The organism is Acidovorax sp. AC410 (genome assembly GCF_979253235.1).
In genome coordinates this window covers 5,930,088-5,950,310 of record NZ_CEEDCG010000001.1, presented here as the reverse complement: position 1 = coordinate 5,950,310, position 20,223 = coordinate 5,930,088, and the positions used below count along the sequence as shown (strand labels likewise).

Below are 20,223 nucleotides of genomic sequence, written 5' to 3'. Positions count from 1 at the left end.
GTCAGGCAACCGTTGGCGAGGAAGTGGAAGCAAGAAAATCTTGCGCGAAGCGCTGCAGCACGCCGCCGGCCTCGTAGATCGAGGCTTCCTCGGCGGTGTCCAGCCGGCAGGTCATGGGCACATCGATGCGCTCGCCATTCCTGCGCCGCACCACCAGCACGAGGTCGGCGCGCGGGCGGCGCTCGCCCACCACATCGTACGTCTCCGTGCCATCGAGGTAGAGGGTCAGGCGGTTGGTGCCGGGCTTGAACTCCAGCGGCAGCACGCCCATGCCGATCAGGTTGGTGCGGTGGATGCGCTCGAAGCCTTCGGCTGCGATCGCCTCCACCCCCGCCAGGCGCACGCCCTTGGCCGCCCAGTCGCGCGACGAGCCCTGGCCGTAGTCGGCGCCGGCAATGATGATCAGCGGCTGGCCGCGCTGCATGTAGGTCTCGATGCCCTCCCACATGCGCACCACCTGGCCCTCGGGCTCGATGCGGGTGAAGGATCCCTTCTTCACCCGGCCGTCCACCACGGCCATCTCGTTGACCAGCTGCGGGTTGGCAAAGGTCGCGCGCTGCGCCGTGAGGTGGTCGCCGCGGTGCGTGGCATAGGAGTTGAAATCCTCCTCGGGCAGGCCCATGCGGTGCAGGTACTCGCCGGCTGCGCTGTCCATGAGGATGGCGTTGGAGGGCGAGAGGTGGTCGGTGGTGATGTTGTCGGGCAGCACGGCCAGGGGGCGCATGCCGGTGAGGGTGCGCTCGCCCGCCAGCGCGCCTTCCCAGTAGGGCGGGCGGCGGATGTAGGTGCTTTGCGGGCGCCAGTCGTACAGCGGGCTCACGGCCTCTTCGCCGCTGGCCGCCCGCAGCCGGAACATCGGCTCGTATACGCGGCGAAAGTGCTCGGGCTTAACGCTTTGCGCCACGATGGCGTCGATCTCTTCGTCGCTGGGCCAGATGTCCTGGAGCGTGACGGGGCGGCCCTGGGAGTCCGTGCATAGCACGTCTTTTTCGATATCGAAGCGCACCGTGCCCGCGATCGCATAGGCCACCACCAGCGGCGGCGATGCGAGGAAGGCCTGCTTGGCGTAGGGGTGGATGCGCCCGTCGAAATTGCGGTTGCCCGACAGCACGGCCGTGGCGTACAGGTCGCGTTCGATGATCTCCTGCTGGATGGCCGGGGCCAGCGCGCCCGACATGCCGTTGCAGGTGGTGCAGGCAAAGGCCACGATGCCAAAGCCCAGCTGTTCCAGCTCGGCCAGCAGCCCGGCGTCTTCCAGGTACAGCTGCACGGCCCTGGAGCCGGGCGCGAGGGACGACTTGACCCAGGGCTTGCGCACCAGGCCGCGCGCATTGGCATTGCGCGCCAGCAGGCCGGCGGCGATCACGTTGCGCGGGTTGCTGGTGTTGGTGCAACTGGTGATGGCGGCGATGATGACCGCGCCATCGGGCATCTGCCCTGGCGCCTCGGCCCACGGCGCGGCGATGCCGCGTGCCGCCAGGTCGCGGGTGGGCAGGCGCTTGTGCGGGTTGGAGGGCCCGGCCATGTTGCGCACCACGCGGGACAGGTCGAACGACAGCACGCGCTCGTACTCGGCCGTGGCCAGGGCGTCGGCCCACAGGCCGGTCGTCTTGGCGTAGGTCTCCACCAGCCGCACCTGCTCGGCTTCGCGACCCGTGAGGCGCAGGTAGGCGATGGTCTGCTCGTCGATATAGAACATCGCCGCCGTGGCGCCGAACTCGGGCGTCATGTTGGAGATGGTGGCCCGGTCGCCCAGGGTCAGCGCCGAGGCGCCGGCGCCGAAGAACTCCAGGTAGGCGCCCACCACTTTTTGCTGGCGCAAGAATTCGGTCAGGGCCAGCACGGTGTCGGTGGCGGTGATGCCGGGCTGCGGCTGGCCAGTCAGTTCCACACCGATGATGTCGGGCAGGCGCATCCACGAGGCGCGGCCCAGCATCACGCTCTCGGCCTCCAGCCCGCCCACGCCGATGGCGATGACGCCAAGTGCATCCACGTGCGGGGTGTGGCTGTCGGTGCCCACCAGCGTGTCGGGGTAGGCCACGCCGCCCTGGGCATGCACCACGGGCGACATGCGCTCCAGGTTGATCTGGTGCATGATGCCGTTGCCCGGCGGGATCACCTCGACGTTCTTGAACGCCTTCTTCGTCCACTCGATGAAGTGAAAGCGGTCCTCGTTGCGCCGGTCCTCGATGGCGCGGTTCTTGGCGAAGGCCTCGGGGTCGTCGCCGCCAAATTCCACGGCCAGCGAATGGTCCACGATGAGCTGGGTGGGCACCACCGGGTTCACCTGGGCCGGGTCGCCACCCCTGTCCGCAATCGCATCGCGCAGGCCGGCCAGGTCCACCAGCGCCGTCTGGCCCAGGATGTCATGGCACACCACGCGCGCCGGAAACCACGGAAAGTCCAGGTCGCGCCGGCGCTCGATCAGCTGCAGCAGAGACGCATCCAGCGTGGCCGGGTCAGAGCGGCGCACCAGGTTCTCGGCATGCACGCGCGAGGTGTAGGGCAGCCTGGCCCAGGCGCCGGGCTCCAGGGTGTCGACGGCTTCGCGGGCGTCGTAATAGTCCAGCGCAGTGCCGGGCAGGTTCTTGCGGTATCTTGTGTTCATGGACGTGGGGCAGGGCGGGCTTGGCCCGGCCCGAGTTCTTGTCGTGTGTGGAATTCAGAGTGGCTAATAAAACTCAGCGAAGCGGTTCTGGCTAGGCGCTGGGCCGCAGGCAGTACGTTAGTACGACAAGGCGCAGCAACAACGCCAGAAGAGTTTTGTTTGCCGCTCCTACTTGCGCTCGTTGATGGGCACGAAGGCCAGGTCTTCGGGGCCGGTGTAGTGGGCGCTCGGGCGGATGATCTTGTTGTCGATGCGCTGCTCGATGATGTGCGCCGCCCAGCCGCTGGTGCGCGCGATGACGAACAGCGGCGTGAACATGGCGGTGGGCACGCCCATCATGTGGTAGCTCACGGCGCTGAACCAGTCGAGGTTGGGGAACATCCTTTTCACCTCCCACATCACCGTCTCCAGCCGCTCGGCGATGTCGAACATCTTGGTCGTGCCGGCTTCCTCGGAGAGCTGGCGCGCCACGCGCTTGATGACCTCGTTGCGCGGGTCGCTCACGGTGTAGACCGGGTGGCCGAAGCCGATCACCACCTCCTTGGCCTCCACGCGGCGGCGGATGTCGGCCTCGGCCTCGTCGGCGTTGTCGTAGCGTTTCTGGATCTCGAAGGCCACTTCATTGGCGCCGCCATGCTTGGGCCCGCGCAGCGCGCCGATGGCGCCGGTGATGCACGAGTACATGTCGCTGCCCGTGCCGGCGACCACGCGCGCGGTGAAGGTGGAGGCGTTGAACTCATGCTCGGCATACAGGTTCAGCGAGGTGTGCATGGCGCGCTCCCACGCGGCCGATGGTTTCTTGCCATGCAGCAGGTGCAGAAAATGCGCGCCGATGGAGTCGTCGTCCGTCTCCACCTCGATGCGCTTGCCCTGGGTGGACCAGTGGTACCAGTACAGCAGCATGGAGCCGAGCGATGCCATCAGCCGGTCGGCGATGTCGCGTGCGCCGGGCGTTTGGTGCCCGTCCTTCTCGGGCAGCACGCAGCCCAGGGCGGACACACCCGTGCGCATCACGTCCATGGGGTGGCTGCTGGCAGGCAACTGCTCCAGCGCCTCCTTCACATTGGCCGGCAGGCTGCGCAGGGCTTTCAGGCGCCCCTTGTAGGCGCGCAGTTCGGCCGTGGTGGGTAGCTTGCCATGCACCAGCAGGTGGGCGATCTCCTCGAACTCGCAGACATCGGCGATGTCCAGGATGTCGTAGCCGCGGTAGTGCAGATCGTTGCCTGAGCGGCCCACGGTACACAGCGCGGTGTTGCCGGCGGTCACGCCCGAGAGGGCGACGGATTTCTTGGGCTTGAAGCCGGTGGCGAGGGTGTCGCTCATGCTGGCAGTCTCCTGTTGTTGGATAGATCGGTAGGGAAAGATGGCAATGGGTCAGATGCGCCGGGGCCGGCCATCGCCGTCCACGGCCACCATTTCGAAGGCGCCGCGCAGCGCAGGCTGCTGGTGCCCGGTGTGCAGGTTCTCGGCGCTGCCGCTGACCTCCACGGTCATGGAGCTGGTACCGGTGCGTACGACTTCTGCAGTCAAGCGCAGCGCCTGGCCCTGGGGCACGGGCGCCATGAACTGCACGTCGCTGCAGCGCGCCATCACCACGGCGCAGCGCGCATGGCGGCTGGCCGTGACGAAGGCCGCCTGGCCCATCAGCAAGAGGGCCTGGCCGCCGAACAGCGTGCCGTAGTGGTTGCTGCGCTCGGGGAACACCATGTCCGTGAAATGCATAGGCCCCGCCAGGCCAGGGGCCGGGGACTGGTGCAGGGCGTCGGTTTGTTGCATGATTCGCAATGTACGCAAGCCCATGCCCCAGGTACAGGGCTGAATTGGCGAATGATTGCGAAGAGAAAATGGATAATTTGCGAATCTTGCAAATAAATCGCGCAGCGGTGTCAGTGCGATGAAGAAGACCTTCATGGGCGTGCGCCTGCGCCGCCTGCGCGAGGAGCGCGGCATGACGCAGATCGCTCTGGCGCGCGCGCTCGACCTGTCGGCCAGCTACCTCAACCAACTCGAGCAGAACCAGCGGCCGCTCACGGTGCCGGTGCTGCTCAAGATCAACGCCGTGTTCGGCGTGGACGTGCAGCGCTTTTCCGACGACGATGAGGCGCGCCTGATCACCGGCCTGCGCGAGGTGCTGGCCGACACGCCCGCCGAGCCCGGCGCCGATGGGGCGCAGCAGGCCGTGTCGCTGGCCGAGATCCGCGAGCTGGCATCGGGCATGCCCGCTGTGGCGCGCACCCTGCTGGCCCTGCACCAGCGCCACCGCCAGGCGCTGGAGCGGCTCGATGCCCTGAGCGCCCAGTGGGGCGACGGCCGCAGCGGCGCGCTGGCCAGCGCCGGCCACCAGCCCATGGCTTACGAGGAGGTGCGCGATTTCTTCTTTGCCCGCCACAACCATATCGCCGAGCTCGACGATGCGGCCGAGCGGCTGGCGGGTGAGTGGGCGCTGCAGCCGGGCCGGGCCGACGAAGGGTTGGCGCGGCGCCTGCAGTCCGCCCATGGCGTGCATGTGGCCACGGTGGCCGAACTGCCAGGCGGGGCGCAGCGCCACTACGACCCCGGCAGCGGCGTGCTGCAACTGGCCCAGGGGCTCGAAGCGGGGCAGCGCGCCTTCCAGATGGCGACGCAACTGGCCTTCCTGGAGATGGGACCCGAGCTGCGCCGCCTGGCCGATGGGGCCGGCCTCTCGGGCGACCAGGCGCGGGCGCTGGCGCGCATCGGCCTGGCCAATTACTTCGCGGGGGCCCTGCTGCTGCCCTACACCGCCTTCCTGCAGGCGGCCGAGGCGATGCGCTATGACATCGACCGGCTGGGCCACCAGTTCGGCGTCGGCTTCGAGACGGTGTGCCACCGCCTGTCCACGCTGCAGCGACCCAGCGCGCGCGGTGTGCCCTTCTTCTTCATCCGCGTGGACCGGGCGGGCAATATCTCCAAGCGCCAGTCGGCCACGCATTTCCACTTCAGCAAGATCGGCGGCACCTGCCCGCTGTGGAACGTGTACGAGGCCTTTGCCCAGCCCGGCCGCATCGTGCCGCAACTGGCGCGCATGCCCGATGGCCGGGCCTACCTGTGGGTGGCGCGCACCGTCTCGCGCGGCGGTGGGGCAGGGGGCTGGGGGGCACCCGGCAAGGAGTTCTCGGTGGCGCTGGGCTGCGACGTGCGCCACGCCTCGCAACTGGTGTATTCGCGCGGCCTGAACCTGGCCGACCCCGGGGCGGCCGTGCCCATCGGCATGGGCTGCAAGGTCTGCGAGCGCGAGGCCTGCCCGCAGAGGGCATTTCCGCCCATCGGCCGTGTGCTGGATGTGAATGAGAATCGAAGCCGGTTTGCCCCCTATCCCGTGGCGGCAGGGGCGGCGCAGCGGGTACTGGCCAATACACCCCCAGGTGTTGCATAAACGGTACGACAAAAACAGCGGCGTTGTTACAAGATGTGGGCCCTTGCATGCCGGATGGCGGGGCCGAATCCCGCTATCCTCATGGGCTGTTGCGGCAGTGCCCTGGCACGCCGTGTACAACCCTGTCTGGCTTTCGCTGACTCCCTGCTCTGAATGGCTTTGCTACCCCTCAACGGCTTCTACCGGCATTGGTTGCCTGGCCTGGGCGTGGCTGCGGCCGGCTTGTTGCTGAGCTTCGGCCTGGCGCGGCAACAGGCCGATGCGGTCCAGGCCGTCGCCAAGGCCCGCCTGACCCAGGAGACGCGGCTGTTCACCGACGCGCTGGTCCAGCGCATTGCCACGCACACCGAGATCGTGCATGGCCTGCGCGGGCTGTTTTCGGCCAATCCGGGGCTCACGCGGGCCGAGTTCGAACGGGTGGCCAGCGAGCTCGATATTTCCGAGCGCTACCCCGGCGTGCGCAATCTGTCGTTCACGCGCCGGGTGACCCTGGCCGAGAAAGCCGACTACGAAGCCCGCGTGCGCGCCGACACCTCCATCAATCCGGCCGGCTATCCCGAGTTTTCGATCCGCCCGCCCGGTGAGCGTCCGGAATACTTCGTGGCCGAGTACCTGTGGCCCATGAAGGGCAACGAGGCCGTGCTGGGCCTCGATATCAGTGCCCAGCCCACCAACCTGGCGGCCATGCAGTACAGCCGCGACAGCGGGAACACCGTGGCCTCGGCCCCGTTCGACCTGGTGCAGGAGCAAACGCACCGCACGGCCTTCGTGATCCGCGTGCCGGTGTTCGACCGCTCCGGCGTGTCCGAACTCAAGCCCCAGGTCTTCATCGGGGCCGTGGCCGCCACCATCCGCGTCTACGACCTGGTGCGCTTCATGCGGGGCGAGGGCTTGCTCAATGGCATCGCGGTCTCCATCACCGACCAGGGCTCCGCCCGCGCGGGCGCCACCGACACCACGGTGCGCGTGCTGCTGCCGCCCACCGCGCAGGCCCTGCCGGACGCCATGCCGTACGAGCGGGACATCCTGGTGCATGACCGGCGCTGGCGCCTGAGCTTCATGCCCACGCAGTCCCTGCTGTCGCTGTCCGAGCGCGGCCTGCCCTGGGCGGCGGGGGGCTCGGGGGCCCTGGTGTCCCTGCTGCTGGCGGCATTGGTTACGTTGCTGGCGCGCCAGCGCACGCTGGCCCTGGCGCGTGCGCAGGTGTCCGACGAGGCCCGGCGCGAAAGCGAAGACCGCTTTCGCGCCCTGTTCAACCAGGCCGCCGTGGGCGTGGCGCAGATCGACACCCGAAGCGGGCGCTTCGTGCGCATCAACCAGAAGTACTGCGACATCCTGGGTTACTCGGTACAGGAAATGCGCGCGCTCGATTTCCAGGGCGTCAGCCAGTCCGAGGACCTGGCGATCGACTTGGCCCAGATGGAGCGCCTCAAATCCGGTGAGATCAGCGAATACCGCATGGAAAAGCGCTACGTCCACAAGAATGGTTCCGAGGTCTGGGTGGACCTGACCGTCTCGCCCATGTGGACCCCCGGCACCTCGCCCGATTTCCACATGGCCGTGGTGCAGGACATCAGCGAGCGCAAGCGCATGGAGCACACCTTGCGAGGCAACGAGGCGCACCTGCGCGGCATTCTGCAGCGCCTGCCGATGGGCCTGTGCCTGGTGCAGAAGGATGGCACCATCTCGTTTCGCAACGAACGCTTTCTGCAGATCTGCGGCTATACCGCGCAGGACGTGCCCAATGTGGACGTGTGGTGGGAAAAGAGCTACCCCGACCCCGAGGAGCGCGAGGTGATGCGCAATGCCTGGCGCGAGGAGCGCCAGCGCGCGGACGACAGCGACGGCATCATTGCCGCAGCCGAGTACCACTTCCTGTGCCGTGACGGCGTGGTGCGGCCGGTGGAGGTGTCGGGCGTGCGCATCGGGGATGACCACCTCGTCACGCTGCAGGACCTGAGCCAGCGCAAGGCGGCCGAGGACGAAATCAAGAACCTGGCCTACTACGACCCGCTGACCCAGCTGCCCAACCGCCGCCTGCTGATCGACCGGCTGCAGCAGGCGCTGGCCACCAGCGCGCGCCACCAGAGCCACGGCGCGCTGCTGCTGCTCGATCTCGACAATTTCAAGACCTTGAACGAGACCCAGGGCCACGACAAGGGCGACACGCTGCTGCTGCAGGTGGCCAACCGCCTGCGCGCCTGCGTACACGAGGACGACACCGTGGCGCGCCAGGGCGGCGATGAGTTCGTGGTGCTGCTCGAGGACCTGGGCGCTACGCCCGAGGAAGCCGCTGCACGCTGCGAGGAAGCCGGCCAGCGCATCCTGGCCGTTCTGCGCGAACCCTATTCGCTGGGCCCCGAGGCGCACCACAGTTCGCTGAGCATGGGGGTGACCCTGTTCAGCGGCGTGCGTGAGACGGTGGACGAACTGCTGCGCCGCGCCGACCTGGCCATGTACCAGGCCAAGTCGGCCGGCCGTGACACGCTGCGCTTCTACGACCCCCAGATGCAGGCCGCCGTGAGCGCCCGCGCTGCCATGGAGCTGGACATGCGCGTGGGGCTGTCCCAGGGCCAGTTCGAGCTGTACTACCAGGCGCAGATCGACCAGGGCCGCATCACCGGTGCCGAGGCATTGCTGCGCTGGCGCCACCCGCGCGACGGCTTCGTCTCGCCAGCGCAGTTCATTCCGCTGGCCGAGGAGAACGGCCTGATCCTGCCGCTGGGCGAATGGGTGCTGCAGGTGGCCTGCCAGCGCCTGGCGCGCTGGGCGCAGCAGCCCGCCCTGGCCGGCCTGGGCCTGGCCGTGAACGTGAGCCCGCGGCAATTCCACCAGAGCGGCTTCGTGGCCCAGGTGCTGGCCGCACTGGCGGGCTCGGGCGCCGACGGTAGCCGCCTCAAGCTGGAGATGACCGAAGGCCTGCTGCTTTCGGACGTGGAGGACACCATCGCCAAGATGGGCCAGCTCAAGGCCTATGGCGTGGGCTTCTCGCTGGACGACTTCGGCACCGGGTATTCCTCGCTGTCCTACCTCAAGCGGCTGCCCCTGGACCAGCTCAAGATCGACCAGAGCTTCGTGCGCGACGTGCTCACCGACCCCAACGACGCGGCCATCGCCCGTACCGTGGTGGCGCTGGGCACCAGCCTGGGCCTGCGCGTGATCGCCGAAGGCGTGGAGACCGAGGCCCAGCGCGAATTCCTGGCGCGCAACAACTGCCATGCCTGGCAGGGCTACCTGCTCAGCCCACCCCTGCAGGTGGCCGAGTTCGAGGAACTGGTGCGCCGGCACAATGCCTTGGTCCACTGAGGGAAATCGGCGATGCGCCCGCTGCCAGACCCTCACGCACAGCCGATTTGCCGGTTTCAGGGGGCTGGGCCTGCCCCAGGCCTGAGCCGGTGCGCCCCGGGCGGCCCACCGTGCCGGGTTGGGGTGCAAAATTGATAGCTGCGAGTGCATGCCAGACAAGCGGAAAGGGCGATATTTGTTAAATATTGCCGATGGATCCACGGGGATTGGCCGCGAGGGGGCTCCAGGCGGTGGGAGCCGGCAGGCGGCGCGGTATCATCCCGCCTTGCATTTGGCCGGTTTTTCCGCCTGGCGCCCGTTCGCCCACCCATTTCCTGTCTGCCCCTGACACGTGCGTCTCACCTCCATCAAGCTTTCCGGCTTCAAGTCCTTCGCTGAGCCCACCAATTTCATGCTGCCGGGGCAACTCGTCGGCGTGGTGGGCCCCAACGGCTGCGGCAAGTCCAACATCATGGATGCGGTGCGCTGGGTGCTGGGCGAAAGCAAGGCCAGCGAGTTGCGTGGCGAGTCCATGCAGGACGTGATCTTCAGCGGCACCACCACCCGCAAGCAGGCCAGCCGCGCCAGCGTGGAACTGGTGTTCGACAACTCCGACCACCGCGCCGGCGGCCAGTGGGGCCAGTACGGCGAGGTGGCGGTGCGCCGCGTGCTCACGCGCGACGGCACCAGCAGCTACTACCTGAACAACCAGCCCGTGCGCCGCCGCGACGTGCAGGACGTGTTCCTGGGCACGGGCCTGGGGCCGCGCGCCTACGCCATCATCGGCCAGGGCACCATCAGCCGCATCATCGAGTCGCGCCCCGAAGAGCTGCGCCTGTTCCTCGAAGAGGCCGCCGGTGTCTCCAAGTACAAGGAGCGCCGCCGCGAGACGGAAAACCGCCTGTCCGACACGCGCGAGAACCTCACGCGGGTGGAAGACATCCTGCGCGAGCTCAACGCCAACCTCGAAAAGCTCGAAAAGCAGGCCGAGGTGGCCGCCAAATACAACGCGCTGAACTCCGACGCCACGCTCAAGCAGCACCAGCAGTGGTTCCTCAAGCGTGCCGACGCCGAGGCGGACCAGGCCAAGGTGCGCCTGGATGGCCTGCAGGCTGTGAACGACCTCGAATCGCGCATGGCCGACCTGCGCGCCGTCGAGTCCGACCTCGAAACCATCCGCCAGGCGCACTATGCTGCGGGCGACCACGTCAACCAGGCCCAGGGCAAGCTCTACGAGGCCACGGCCGAAGTGGGGCGCCTGGAGGCCGAGATCCGCTACGTGGTGGAAGGCCGCCTGCGCGTGGAGCAGCGCCTGGTGACCCTGGCCGAGCAGATCGCCCAGTGGTCCGCCCGCAAGGAAGAGGCCGACATCGAACTGGAGAACCTTGCCGGTGCCGGCGTGGACGCCGAGGAGCGCGCCGAACTGCTGGCCGCCCAGGTCGAAGAGCAGGCCATGCAACTGCCCGACCTGGAAGACGCCTTGCGCCAGGCGCAAAGCCGCACCAGCGAGCAGCGCGCCAGCGTGGTCCAGGTGCAGCAGCAGATCGGCGTGCTGGCCGCCGAGCAGCGCAGCATCGACGAGCAGAGCCGCCAGTTCGACGGCCGCTACGAGCGCCTGCGCGCCGACCGCAATGCCCTGGCCGCGCCCGACGAGGCGCGCCTGGCCAATTTGCAGGAGCAACTGGACGAGGCCCAGGAACTGGCCGAGACCACCGAGGCCCGCCTGGCCGAGCTGCAGGAGGCCGTGCCGCAACTGGACGACGACCGCCGTGCCCGCCAGCAGGCCGTGAACAGCGAAAGCGCGCGCCAGGCCGACCTCTCGGCGCGCATGGAAGCCTTGAAGGCCCTGCAGGAAAAGGTCAAGACCGATGGCAAGCTGCGCCCCTGGCTGGCCAAGCACGGCCTGGACAGCCTGCAAGGCCTGTGGAGCCGCATCCACATCGAACCGGGCTGGGAGAACGCCCTCGAAGCCGCCCTGCGCGAGCGCCTGGCCGCACTCGAAGTCGGGCGCCTGGACATGGTGCGCGGCTTCCTGGGCTCGGGCGGCACCGATGCACCCCCCGCGCGCCTGGCGTTCTACAGCATGCCTTCCGCCAGCACGCCCGAGGCCACTTCGCCGCATGCGCGCCTGTCGGACCTGCTGCGCCTGAACGATGCCGGCCTGCGCGCCGTGCTGGTCGACTGGCTGCAGGGCTGCTATACCGCCCCGACGCTGGACGAGGCGCTGAACCGCCGCAGCACGCTGCTACCGGGCGAGGTGGTGTTCGTGCCATCGGGCCATGCCGTCAGCGCCCACAGCGTGAGCTTCTATGCGCAGGATTCCGAGCAGTCGGGCATGCTGGCCCGTGCGCAGGAGATCGAGCACCTCGAAAAGGAACTGCGTGCCCAGGCCCTGATCGCCGAGGAGTCGCGCACCGCCCTGGTCCGTGCCGAGGCCGCCTACGCTGACGCGTCGCAGCGCCTGGTGGGTGCGCGCCGCGAGGCCACCGAGGCCCAAAGCCGGGCCCATGAACTGCAGGTGGAGACCCTGCGCCTGACCCAACTGGCCGAGCAGACGCGTGCGCGTAGCGCCCAGATCGGCGCGGACATCGCCGAAATCGAAGCCCAGCTGGCTGACCTGCAGGAGCGCCGCGTGGCGGCCGAGGCGCGCTTCGAAGAGCTCGATATGCAGCTGGCCGACAGCCAGGAGCGCGAGGCGCAACTGGGTGACCGCGTGATCGAGGCCGAGCGCAAGCTGGCTGCCTGCCGCGAGCAGCAGCGCACGCTGGAGCGCCAGGCCCAGGAAGCCACCTTCTCGCAGCGCAGCCTGGAGGCGCGCCGCGGCGAACTCAACCGCTCCATCGAGACGGCGAACCAGCAGGCCGCCTCGCTCACCGACGAGCAACAGCGCGCCCGCGACGAACTGGCCCGCCTGTCCGACGCGGCCGCCCAGGGGGGCCTGCAGGCCGCGCTGGAAGTGAAGATGGAGCGCGAGAAGGCCTTGGGCGCCCAGCGCAGCGAGTACGACGACCTGACCGCCAAGCTGCGTGCCAGCGACGAGCGGCGCATGCAGCTCGAGCGCGCGCTCGACCCGCTGCGCGCGCGCATCACCGAATTCCAGCTCAAGGAGCAGGCCGCGCGCCTGGGCCTGGAGCAATACACCACCCTGCTGGCCGATGCCCAGGCCGACCTGGAGGCCGTGGCCCAGTCGATTGCCGACGGCAACGTGCGCGTGACCGGCCTGCAGGGCGAGATCGACCGCCTGCACCGCGAGATCGCGGCCCTGGGCGCGGTGAACCTGGCGGCGCTGGACGAACTCAAGCTGGCCAGCGAGCGCAAGATTTTCCTCGACGCGCAGACGGCCGACCTGACCGAAGCCATGAACACGCTGGAAGACGCGATCCGCAAGATCGACGGCGAAACCCGCCAGCTGCTGTCGGGCACCTTCGACATCGTGAACGGCCATTTCGGGCGCATGTTCCCCGAGCTGTTCGGCGGCGGCCAGGCCAAGCTCATCATCACCGGCGACGAAATCCTCGATTCCGGCGTGCAGGTGATGGCGCAGCCACCCGGCAAGAAGAACCAGACCATCCACCTGCTGTCGGGTGGCGAGAAGGCCCTCACGGCGATTGCACTGGTGTTCGCCATCTTCCAGCTCAACCCTGCGCCGTTCTGTCTGCTGGACGAAGTGGACGCGCCGCTGGACGACGCCAACACCGAGCGCTATGCCAAGCTGGTATCCAGCATGAGCAAGGGCACCCAGTTCCTGTTCATCAGCCACAACAAGATCGCCATGGAAATGGCCGAGCAGCTGATCGGCGTGACCATGCAGGAGCAGGGCGTGTCGCGCATCGTGGCAGTCGATATGGAATCCGCCTTGTCCATGGCCGATGCATGACATGATGACGAAGACAAGCTTCCGCAGCCTTCCCGCCGGGCACGGACGGGACCGAGATCTATGAGCACATTGCAACTGAGTCTGGCCATCATCGGCGGCCTGGTGCTGGCCCTCATCGTGGCCTACAACGCCTGGACGTCGCACCGCAACGCCCCGCGGCGCGCCTCGCCCGAGGAGCCCGAGCACGGCGCCGACCCGGCACTGCGCCAGGAGCCCGGCTTCGACGCCAGTGCCGCCCAGCTCACGGCGGCGGAGCTGGACAGCCTGGACCGCGGACCCGACCCTTCGGTACACACGGTGGACGTGCTCGACTCGCTGCAGATGCCGGTGCCGCCGATGTCGCTGGAGCGCCGTCCGGGGCTTGATCCGCTGATCGACGTGATCGCCACCTTGCAGCCCGAAATCATCGTCTCGGGCGATGCCGCGCTGGCCGCCATGCCACCCACCCGCCGCGCAGGCAGCAAGCCTTTTTCCATTGAAGGCTACAACGAAGCCACCCAGCAATGGGAGACGCCATCGCCTGGCCAGCGCTACCAGAGCTTCCAGGCCGGAGTGCAACTGGCCAACCGCATGGGCGCGCTCAACGAGATCGAGTTCTCGGAATTCGTCATGAAGGCCCAGGACTTTGCCGATGCGGTGAACGCCGCCCCCGATTTCCCCGACATGCTGCAGGAAGTGGCCCGTGCCCGCGAGCTCGACCAGTTCGCCAGCGACCACGATGCGCAACTGGCTTTCATGCTGCGCGCGCGCCAGGCCGCCTGGAGCCCTGGCTACATCCACCAGAATGCCGCGCGCCTGGGCTTCGTGTCCGGCGCCATGCCGGGCCGCCTGGTGCTGCCCACGGGCAACCCGGGCCTGCCGCCGCTGCTCACGCTGGGCTACGACACGCAGGCGGCGCTGGCCGATGACCCGGACCAGTCCGCGATCCGCGACGTGACGCTGAGCCTGGATGTCTCTCAGGTACACCGCAGCGAGCAGCCGTTCACGCGCCTTCGCGAAGTGGCCGCTGCGCTGTGCGAGGCCATGGACGGCGTGCTCTGCGACCAGAACGGCCACTCCCTGCCCGCCATGGCCATGGACCCGATCGCGGCCGACCTGGAGCTGCTGTACGACCAACTCGACGGGCGCGAGCTGTCGGCCGGATCGGTGCTGGCGCGGCGCCTGTTCAGCTGAACCCATGGGATCGAACGGTTTGGGCTGGCGTACACTTTTCTTTCCCCCGCTGGTCGAGCGCGACCAGGGGCTGTACCGCCAGGGGCAACTGGCACTGGGCGTGGCCAAGGCCGGCGTGCTCGTGGCCGCCGGCATCGGGGTGATCGCCTTCGGGCAGTGGTATCTGATGGGCGCCGTGTACCTGGCGCTGGCCGCCTTTCTGGCCTGGCGCCAGTGGCAGGACCGGCGGGCATTCGGCCCACTTGGCCGCCCGCTCGTGCGGGTACGCGATGGCGTGGCCTTCTTCTCGCTGCCGTCGCGCCTCGTGCCCCGGCAGGTGGAGGTGGTGCTGCAGGAGATCAAGGCACTGACCCTGCAGGGCGATGCTTTCCGGCGTGTCTTCGTCTTCGAGCGGCGCCATGGCGAGGCCACGCGCTTCACCACCGCCTACGGGGTTCACGACGAGCGGGTGCTGGAGTTCCTGCGCCAGCAAATGCCTCCCAAGGTGCGGTTGGTCCTGACGGAGCCTTCTGCAGCCCTGGGTCCGTCTGGCCATGACCGACAATCTTGATCTTTTCTCTGCCCCAGCGCAGGATTCCAACGTGTTGCCAGCCTCCCAGATTCAAGCCTTGCGCGACCAGCTCAACCGCTGGGCCCACCAGTACTACGTGCTCGACGAGCCCACGGTGCCCGATGCCGAGTACGACCGGGTGTTCCGCGAACTGCAGGCGCTGGAAGAGGCGTATCCCGACCTCATCACCCCCGATTCGCCCACGCAGCGCGTGATCGGCGGCGTGGCGGACGGCCTGGCACCGGTGCGCCATGCCGTGCCCATGCTCAGCATCCACACCGAGACCGATACCGAGGCCACGGGCGCCCAGGCCTTTGACGCGCGCGTGCGCCGCGAGCTGGGCCTGGCCGAGTCCGACCCGGCCATCGAATACGTGGCCGAGCCCAAGTTCGACGGCCTGGCCATGAGCCTGCGCTACGAAGGCGGCCGCCTGGTGCAGGCGGCCACGCGCGGCGATGGCGAGGTGGGCGAGGACGTGACGCACAACATCCGCCGCATCCGCCAGATCCCTTTGATCCTGCCGGCCGGCGTGCCGCCGCTGCTCGAAGTGCGCGGCGAGGTCTACATGCGCCGCGCCGACTTCGACGCCCTCAACGAGCGCCAGCGCGAGCAGGGCGGCAAGACCTTCGTGAACCCGCGCAATGCCGCTGCGGGTGCGGTGCGCCAGCTCGATTCGGGCATCTCCGCGCAGCGGCCGCTGAGCTTCTTTGCCTACGGCCTGGGCGCCACCTCGGCCGTGAACGAGGGAGGCCGGGCCTTCACCACACACTACGAGATGCTGCAGACGCTCAAGGAGTGGGGCTTCCCGGTGGCGGCGCAGGTGCAGATCGCCAAGGGCGCGGCCGAACTCGTGGCCTTCCACCAGCAGGTGGGCGCCTCGCGCGACCAGTTGCCCTATGACATCGACGGCGTGGTCTACAAGGTCAACCGCCTGGACCTGCAGCGCGACCTGGGCTTCAAGACGCGCGAGCCGCGCTGGGCCGTGGCCCACAAGTACCCCGCGCAGGAGATGGCCACGCGCGTGGAGGGCATCGACATCCAGGTCGGCCGCACCGGCAAGCTGACCCCCGTGGCGCGCCTGGCGCCGGTGTTCGTCGGCGGGGTCACGGTGACCAATGCCACGCTGCACAACCTGTTCGAGATCCGCAAGAAGCAGGTGCGCGTGGGTGACACGGTGATCGTGCGCCGCGCGGGCGACGTGATCCCCGAGGTGGTGGGCGTCATGCCCGGCCAGCGCCCGGCCTATGTGCCCAATTTCCGCATGCCGCGCCAGTGCCCCGTGTGCGGCAGCGACGTGGTGCGTGAACCCGGCGAGGCCAACCACCGCTGCACCGGCGGCCTGTTCTGCGCCGCCCAGCGCAAGGAGGCCATCCTGCACTTTGCCGCACGCCGCGCCATGGACATCGAAGGCCTGGGCGACAAGCTGGTGGACCAATTGGTCGAGGCCAACGTGATCCGCACGCTGCCCGACCTGTACCGCCTGGGGCTCACCTCCCTGGTGGCGCTGGAGCGCATGGCCGAGAAATCGGCGCAGAACGTGCTGGCTGCGCTCGAAAAATCCAAGCAGACCACGCTGGCACGCTTTCTGTTCGGCCTCGGTATCCGCCACGTGGGCGAATCCACCGCCCGGGACCTGGCCAAGCACTTCGGCACGCTGGACGCCATGATCGGCGCCACGGCCGAGACCGCCGCCACCGTGGAGCAACTGCTCGAAGTGCCCGACGTGGGGCCCATCGTGGCGCAGAGTTTCCACACCTTCTTCCAGCAGCCGCACAACCGTGAAGTGATCGAGCAACTGCGTGCCTGCGGCGTGAGCTGGCCCGAAGGCGCGCCGGCAGAAAAGGGTGCCCAGGTGCTGGCCGGCAAGACCATCGTGCTCACCGGCACCTTGCCCACCCTGAGCCGCGATGCCGCCAAGGACATGCTCGAAGCCGCCGGTGCCAAGGTCTCGGGCTCGGTAAGCAAGAAGACCAGCTACGTGGTGGCCGGCGAAGAGGCCGGTAGCAAGCTCGCCAAGGCCGAGGAGCTGGGCGTGCCCGTGCTCGACGAGGCAGGCATGCTGGCGCTGCTGGCCGGCGGGCCTGCAGCGTGATGCCGCCCCTTCTCGCCAACCTGGGCGCGCGCCTGGCCGCCGGCCTGCGTCGCGTGGCGGCCTATGCAAAGGGCTCTTCGCGCCGCAAATGGCTGCTGGCCATCCTGGCCCTGCCGGCGGCCCTGGTGCTCTACACCGTGGCGCTGATTCCGTTCACGCCGTCCATCAGCGACATCACCAAGGCCAAGACCGAGCGGCCCGCGCAGCTGATCTCGGCCGACGGCAAGGTGCTGTCCGAATACCGCTGGGCGAACCGCGAGTGGGTGGCCCTCAACCGCGTGGCGCCGCACGTGGTCAATGCCCTCATCGCCACCGAAGACCACCGCTTCTACGAGCACTGGGGCATGGACTGGCGGCGCACCGCCTCGTCGGTGGTACACACGCTGCGCGGTGATCCGCAGGGCGGATCGACCATCACCCAGCAGCTGGCGCGCAACCTGTTCCCCGAGGAGATCGGGCGCTCGCGCACCCTGACGCGCAAGCTCAAGGAGGCCATCACTGCGATCAAGATCGAGATGTCCTACTCCAAGGACGAGATCCTGGAGACCTACCTCAACACCGTGCCGTTTCTGTACAACGCCTACGGCATCGAGATGGCGGCGCGCACCTACTTCGACAAGTCGGCCGACAAACTCAACCTGCTGGAGAGCGCCACGCTGATCGGCATGCTCAAGGGCACGGCCTACTACAACCCGGTGATGAACCCCGAGCGCGCCCAGGCGCGGCGCAACACCGTGCTGGCGCAGATGGTCAAGCGCGACAAGCTCGACAAGGCCCAGTTCGACACCCTGCAAAAACGCCCCCTGCGCGTCGATTTCGAGCGCCAGAGCGAGGCCACGGGCCTGGCTCCGCACTTTGCCCAGCAACTGCGCAAGACCCTGATCGCCTGGGCCGACGCCAACGGCTACAGCCTGCACGCCGATGGCCTGCTGGTACACACCACCATCGACTCGCGCCTGCAGGCCTTCGCCAACCAGGCCGTCGCGCGCCAGGGCAAGCAGCTGCAGGGCATTGCCGACACCGCCTGGGCCCAGCGCAGCGCGTGGAATCCGCAGTCCGACCTGGTGCAGGACTTCGTGCGCGACACGCCCGATTACCGCACGGCGCTGGAGCAGGGCGCCACGCCCGACGAGGCGCTCAAGACCCTGGTGGCCGACACCGCCTTCATGCGCACCCTGCGCCAGAACAAGACCCGCGTGCAGGCCGGATTCATGGCCATGGACCCGGTCACCGGCCATGTGCTGGCCTGGGTCGGCAGCCGCGATTTCGGCCAGGACCCGTTCGACCACGTGCAGCAGGCTCGGCGCCAGCCGGGCTCCACCTTCAAGCCCTTCGTCTATGGCGCGGCCTTCGAGCAGGGCGCGCTGCCCAGCGACACGCTGATGGACGAGGCCGTGGAAATCCCCCTGGGCGGCGGGCAGGTCTGGCGCCCCACCGACGGCGGCCCGCCCAGCGACGAACCCATGACGCTGGCCGACGGCCTGGCCCTGTCCAAGAACACCATCACCGCGCAGCTCATGCACAAGGTCGGCCCGGCCCACGTGGCCGAGCTGGCCCGCGCCATGGGCGTGCGTGAGAGCAAGCTCGAACTCGTGCCTTCGCTGGCGCTGGGCACCAGCCCGGTCACCTTGCGCGAGATGGTCTCGGCCTACGGCACCATCGCCAATGCCGGGCGCTACGTGTCGCCAGTGCTCATCACGCGCATCGAGGACCGCCATGGCAAGGTGCTGCAGACCTTCACTCCGCCCGCGGCCGAGAAGGTGCTGCCCGTGGGCGTGGCGCAGACGCTGCGCGCCACCATGCGCGGCGTGATCGACAAGGGCACGGGCCGTGCCATCCGCACGCGCTATGGCATCCAGGGCGACGTGGCGGGCAAGACCGGCACCACGCAGGACAACACCGATGGCTGGTTCATCCTCATGCACCCGCGCGTGGTCGCCGGTGCCTGGGTGGGCTTCAACGACGGCCGCGTGACCCTGCGCAGCGACTACTGGGGGCAGGGCGCGCACAGCGCACTGCCCATGGTGGGCGATTTCGTGCAGCAGGCCTTCCGCTCGCAGGTGCTGGACGGCAAGGACCGCTTCATCGACGAGCAAGACCCCAGCGCCGTGGGCAACGCCATGGCCGGCATGCGCAACTGGGTGATGGACCTGTTCGGCCGCGATGCGCCCGGTCAGCCCAGTCAGCCTGGCGGCTACCCGCCGCCGCTGCCGCCCGGCACCCTGCCGCCGGTGATACGCGAGCCCGACCTGCAGCCCCTGCCCGATGCATCGCCGCAGCGCGGACCTGCGCCGCCGGCCGAGCAGATGGTGCTGCCACCGCTGTCGCCTGCCATGCCCCCGCCGGTCGGCGTGCCGCCCCCCGGAGGTCAGGTGCCCGGTGCCGAGGTGCCGCCTTGAGTGGGCTTATCGTGGTTTGGCCTTGGGCCAGAGGATGGCCTGCGCCACGATCACGCGTTCGCCGTTGAAGGTGGCGGCCGGCGAGCCGTAGAGCTCGTAGCCCAGTGCCAGGGCTTCGCTCACGCGCTTGCAAAACGCCCCGTCATCGGGGCCGGTCAGCAGGCGGTAGGTGGGCAGGTTGTCGGGTGGTGTGCTGGTGGTCATGGCAGACCTCTCAGGGGTCACTCGATGTCGATGCAGTGCAGGCCGAAGGCCCCGGCCTTGCGGTCGGCGAAATAGCACTCCAGCGTTTCCTTGACCGTGCGGAAGGCGATCTCTTCCCACGGAATTTCGGCCTCGGTGAACAGGCGTGCTTCGATGGTCTCGTGGCCGGGGTCGAACACCTCGCTGAGCAGCGTGGCGCGGTAGAACAAGTGCACCTGGCCGACGCGGCGCACGTTGAGCAGGCTGAACAGCGGACCCATCTCGATCTGTGCGCCGGCCTCTTCGTCGGTCTCGCGCGCAGCACCCTGCGCGGTGGTCTCGTCGAGTTCCATGAAGCCCGCAGGCAGCGTCCACTTGCCCCAGCGCGGCTCGATGTTGCGCTTGCACAGCAGCACCCGCCCATCGGCCAGCACAGGCACCGTGCCGACCACGTTGAGCGGGTTCTCGTAATGCACCGTGTGGCAGGCCGGGCACACGGCGCGCAACTTGGTGTCGCCATCGTCGGGCAGGCGGTACACCACGGCGGTGCCGCAGGCGCGGCAGTGTCGGATCGGGCTGCGGAAGGTGGTCGTCATGCGGTGGGATCGGTCGTGGAGCAGGCGGCCCCGGCGGCCATCCTCAGCTATGAAAATAAGAGTGTA

General features: G+C 68.5%; 12 protein-coding genes. 7 read left to right on the top strand and 5 right to left on the bottom strand.

What is annotated here, in order from left to right; translation table 11 throughout:
* Position 1: 1 nt before the first annotated feature.
* The 3 genes from acnD to AC0IZS_RS27595 all read right to left on the bottom strand — a co-directional run bounded on the left by acnD (position 2) and on the right by AC0IZS_RS27595 (position 4,384).
* Positions 2 to 2,608 (bottom strand): Fe/S-dependent 2-methylisocitrate dehydratase AcnD, encoded by a 2,607-nt coding sequence (acnD, locus tag AC0IZS_RS27605; RefSeq protein ID WP_471638604.1) that lies wholly within the window; start codon positions 2,606 to 2,608, stop codon positions 2 to 4.
* Positions 2,609 to 2,776: 168 nt separating this feature from the next.
* On the bottom strand, positions 2,777 to 3,931 hold the full coding sequence (prpC, locus tag AC0IZS_RS27600) for a bifunctional 2-methylcitrate synthase/citrate synthase (RefSeq protein ID WP_471638603.1): 1,155 nt from the start codon (positions 3,929 to 3,931) through the stop codon (positions 2,777 to 2,779).
* Positions 3,932 to 3,982: 51 nt separating this feature from the next.
* On the bottom strand, positions 3,983 to 4,384 hold the full coding sequence (locus AC0IZS_RS27595) for an acyl-CoA thioesterase (protein WP_471638602.1): 402 nt from the start codon (positions 4,382 to 4,384) through the stop codon (positions 3,983 to 3,985).
* Positions 4,385 to 4,502: 118 nt separating this feature from the next.
* On the opposite strand from AC0IZS_RS27595, the gene AC0IZS_RS27590 reads away from it, so the two are divergent.
* The 7 genes from AC0IZS_RS27590 (at position 4,503) to AC0IZS_RS27560 (ending at position 19,378) form a co-directional block, all read left to right on the top strand.
* Positions 4,503 to 6,002 (top strand): short-chain fatty acyl-CoA regulator family protein, encoded by a 1,500-nt coding sequence (locus AC0IZS_RS27590; RefSeq protein WP_471638601.1) that lies wholly within the window; start codon positions 4,503 to 4,505, stop codon positions 6,000 to 6,002.
* A 153-nt stretch (positions 6,003 to 6,155) separates the two neighbouring features.
* Positions 6,156 to 9,308, top strand: a complete 3,153-nt coding sequence (locus AC0IZS_RS27585; protein WP_471638600.1) for a bifunctional diguanylate cyclase/phosphodiesterase — start codon at positions 6,156 to 6,158, stop codon at positions 9,306 to 9,308.
* Positions 9,309 to 9,639: 331 nt separating this feature from the next.
* Positions 9,640 to 13,164 carry a chromosome segregation protein SMC gene (smc, locus tag AC0IZS_RS27580; protein WP_471638599.1) on the top strand — a complete coding sequence of 1,175 codons (3,525 nt, stop codon included), beginning with the start codon at positions 9,640 to 9,642 and terminating at the stop codon, positions 13,162 to 13,164.
* Between the two features lie 60 nt (positions 13,165 to 13,224).
* The gene (locus AC0IZS_RS27575; protein WP_471638598.1) at positions 13,225 to 14,337 is read left to right on the top strand and encodes a cell division protein FtsZ; all 1,113 of its coding nucleotides are present in this window, start codon (positions 13,225 to 13,227) and stop codon (positions 14,335 to 14,337) included.
* Between the two features lie 4 nt (positions 14,338 to 14,341).
* A complete protein-coding gene (locus tag AC0IZS_RS27570) occupies positions 14,342 to 14,887 on the top strand; it encodes a hypothetical protein (protein ID WP_471638597.1) in 546 nt (181 codons plus the stop codon).
* Complete coding sequence (gene ligA / locus AC0IZS_RS27565) at positions 14,871 to 16,979, top strand: NAD-dependent DNA ligase LigA (protein WP_471638596.1); 2,109 nt, start codon at positions 14,871 to 14,873, stop codon at positions 16,977 to 16,979. The genes AC0IZS_RS27570 and ligA overlap by 17 nt, the downstream gene beginning before the upstream one ends.
* Positions 16,979 to 19,378 carry a penicillin-binding protein 1A gene (locus AC0IZS_RS27560; protein ID WP_471638595.1) on the top strand — a complete coding sequence of 800 codons (2,400 nt, stop codon included), beginning with the start codon at positions 16,979 to 16,981 and terminating at the stop codon, positions 19,376 to 19,378. Before ligA ends, AC0IZS_RS27560 begins: the two co-directional genes overlap by 1 nt.
* 6 nt (positions 19,379 to 19,384) lie before the next feature.
* Here the strand turns inward: AC0IZS_RS27560 and AC0IZS_RS27555 are convergent, their stop codons facing one another.
* Together AC0IZS_RS27555 and AC0IZS_RS27550 are read right to left on the bottom strand one after the other, a co-directional pair.
* On the bottom strand, positions 19,385 to 19,582 hold the full coding sequence (locus tag AC0IZS_RS27555) for a DUF1737 domain-containing protein (RefSeq protein ID WP_471638594.1): 198 nt from the start codon (positions 19,580 to 19,582) through the stop codon (positions 19,385 to 19,387).
* A gap of 17 nt (positions 19,583 to 19,599) precedes the next feature.
* Positions 19,600 to 20,157: an NUDIX hydrolase gene (locus AC0IZS_RS27550; RefSeq protein ID WP_322592157.1), complete on the bottom strand. Its 558-nt coding sequence runs from the start codon at positions 20,155 to 20,157 to the stop codon at positions 19,600 to 19,602.
* Between the last annotated feature and the right edge of the window lie 66 nt (positions 20,158 to 20,223).

What these genes read in the sequence shown, in the direction of transcription:
- acnD (WP_471638604.1), bottom strand. Translation starts at nt 2,608, where the DNA reads ATGAACACAAGATACCGCAAGAACCTGCCCGGCACTGCGCTGGACTAT.
- prpC (WP_471638603.1), bottom strand. Translation starts at nt 3,931, where the DNA reads ATGAGCGACACCCTCGCCACCGGCTTCAAGCCCAAGAAATCCGTCGCC.
- AC0IZS_RS27595 (WP_471638602.1), bottom strand. Translation starts at nt 4,384, where the DNA reads ATGCAACAAACCGACGCCCTGCACCAGTCCCCGGCCCCTGGCCTGGCG.
- AC0IZS_RS27590 (WP_471638601.1), top strand. Translation starts at nt 4,503, where the DNA reads ATGAAGAAGACCTTCATGGGCGTGCGCCTGCGCCGCCTGCGCGAGGAG.
- AC0IZS_RS27585 (WP_471638600.1), top strand. Translation starts at nt 6,156, where the DNA reads ATGGCTTTGCTACCCCTCAACGGCTTCTACCGGCATTGGTTGCCTGGC.
- AC0IZS_RS27575 (WP_471638598.1), top strand. Translation starts at nt 13,225, where the DNA reads ATGAGCACATTGCAACTGAGTCTGGCCATCATCGGCGGCCTGGTGCTG.
- AC0IZS_RS27570 (WP_471638597.1), top strand. Translation starts at nt 14,342, where the DNA reads ATGGGATCGAACGGTTTGGGCTGGCGTACACTTTTCTTTCCCCCGCTG.
- ligA (WP_471638596.1), top strand. Translation starts at nt 14,871, where the DNA reads ATGACCGACAATCTTGATCTTTTCTCTGCCCCAGCGCAGGATTCCAAC.
- AC0IZS_RS27560 (WP_471638595.1), top strand. Translation starts at nt 16,979, where the DNA reads ATGCCGCCCCTTCTCGCCAACCTGGGCGCGCGCCTGGCCGCCGGCCTG.
- AC0IZS_RS27555 (WP_471638594.1), bottom strand. Translation starts at nt 19,582, where the DNA reads ATGACCACCAGCACACCACCCGACAACCTGCCCACCTACCGCCTGCTG.
- AC0IZS_RS27550 (WP_322592157.1), bottom strand. Translation starts at nt 20,157, where the DNA reads ATGACGACCACCTTCCGCAGCCCGATCCGACACTGCCGCGCCTGCGGC.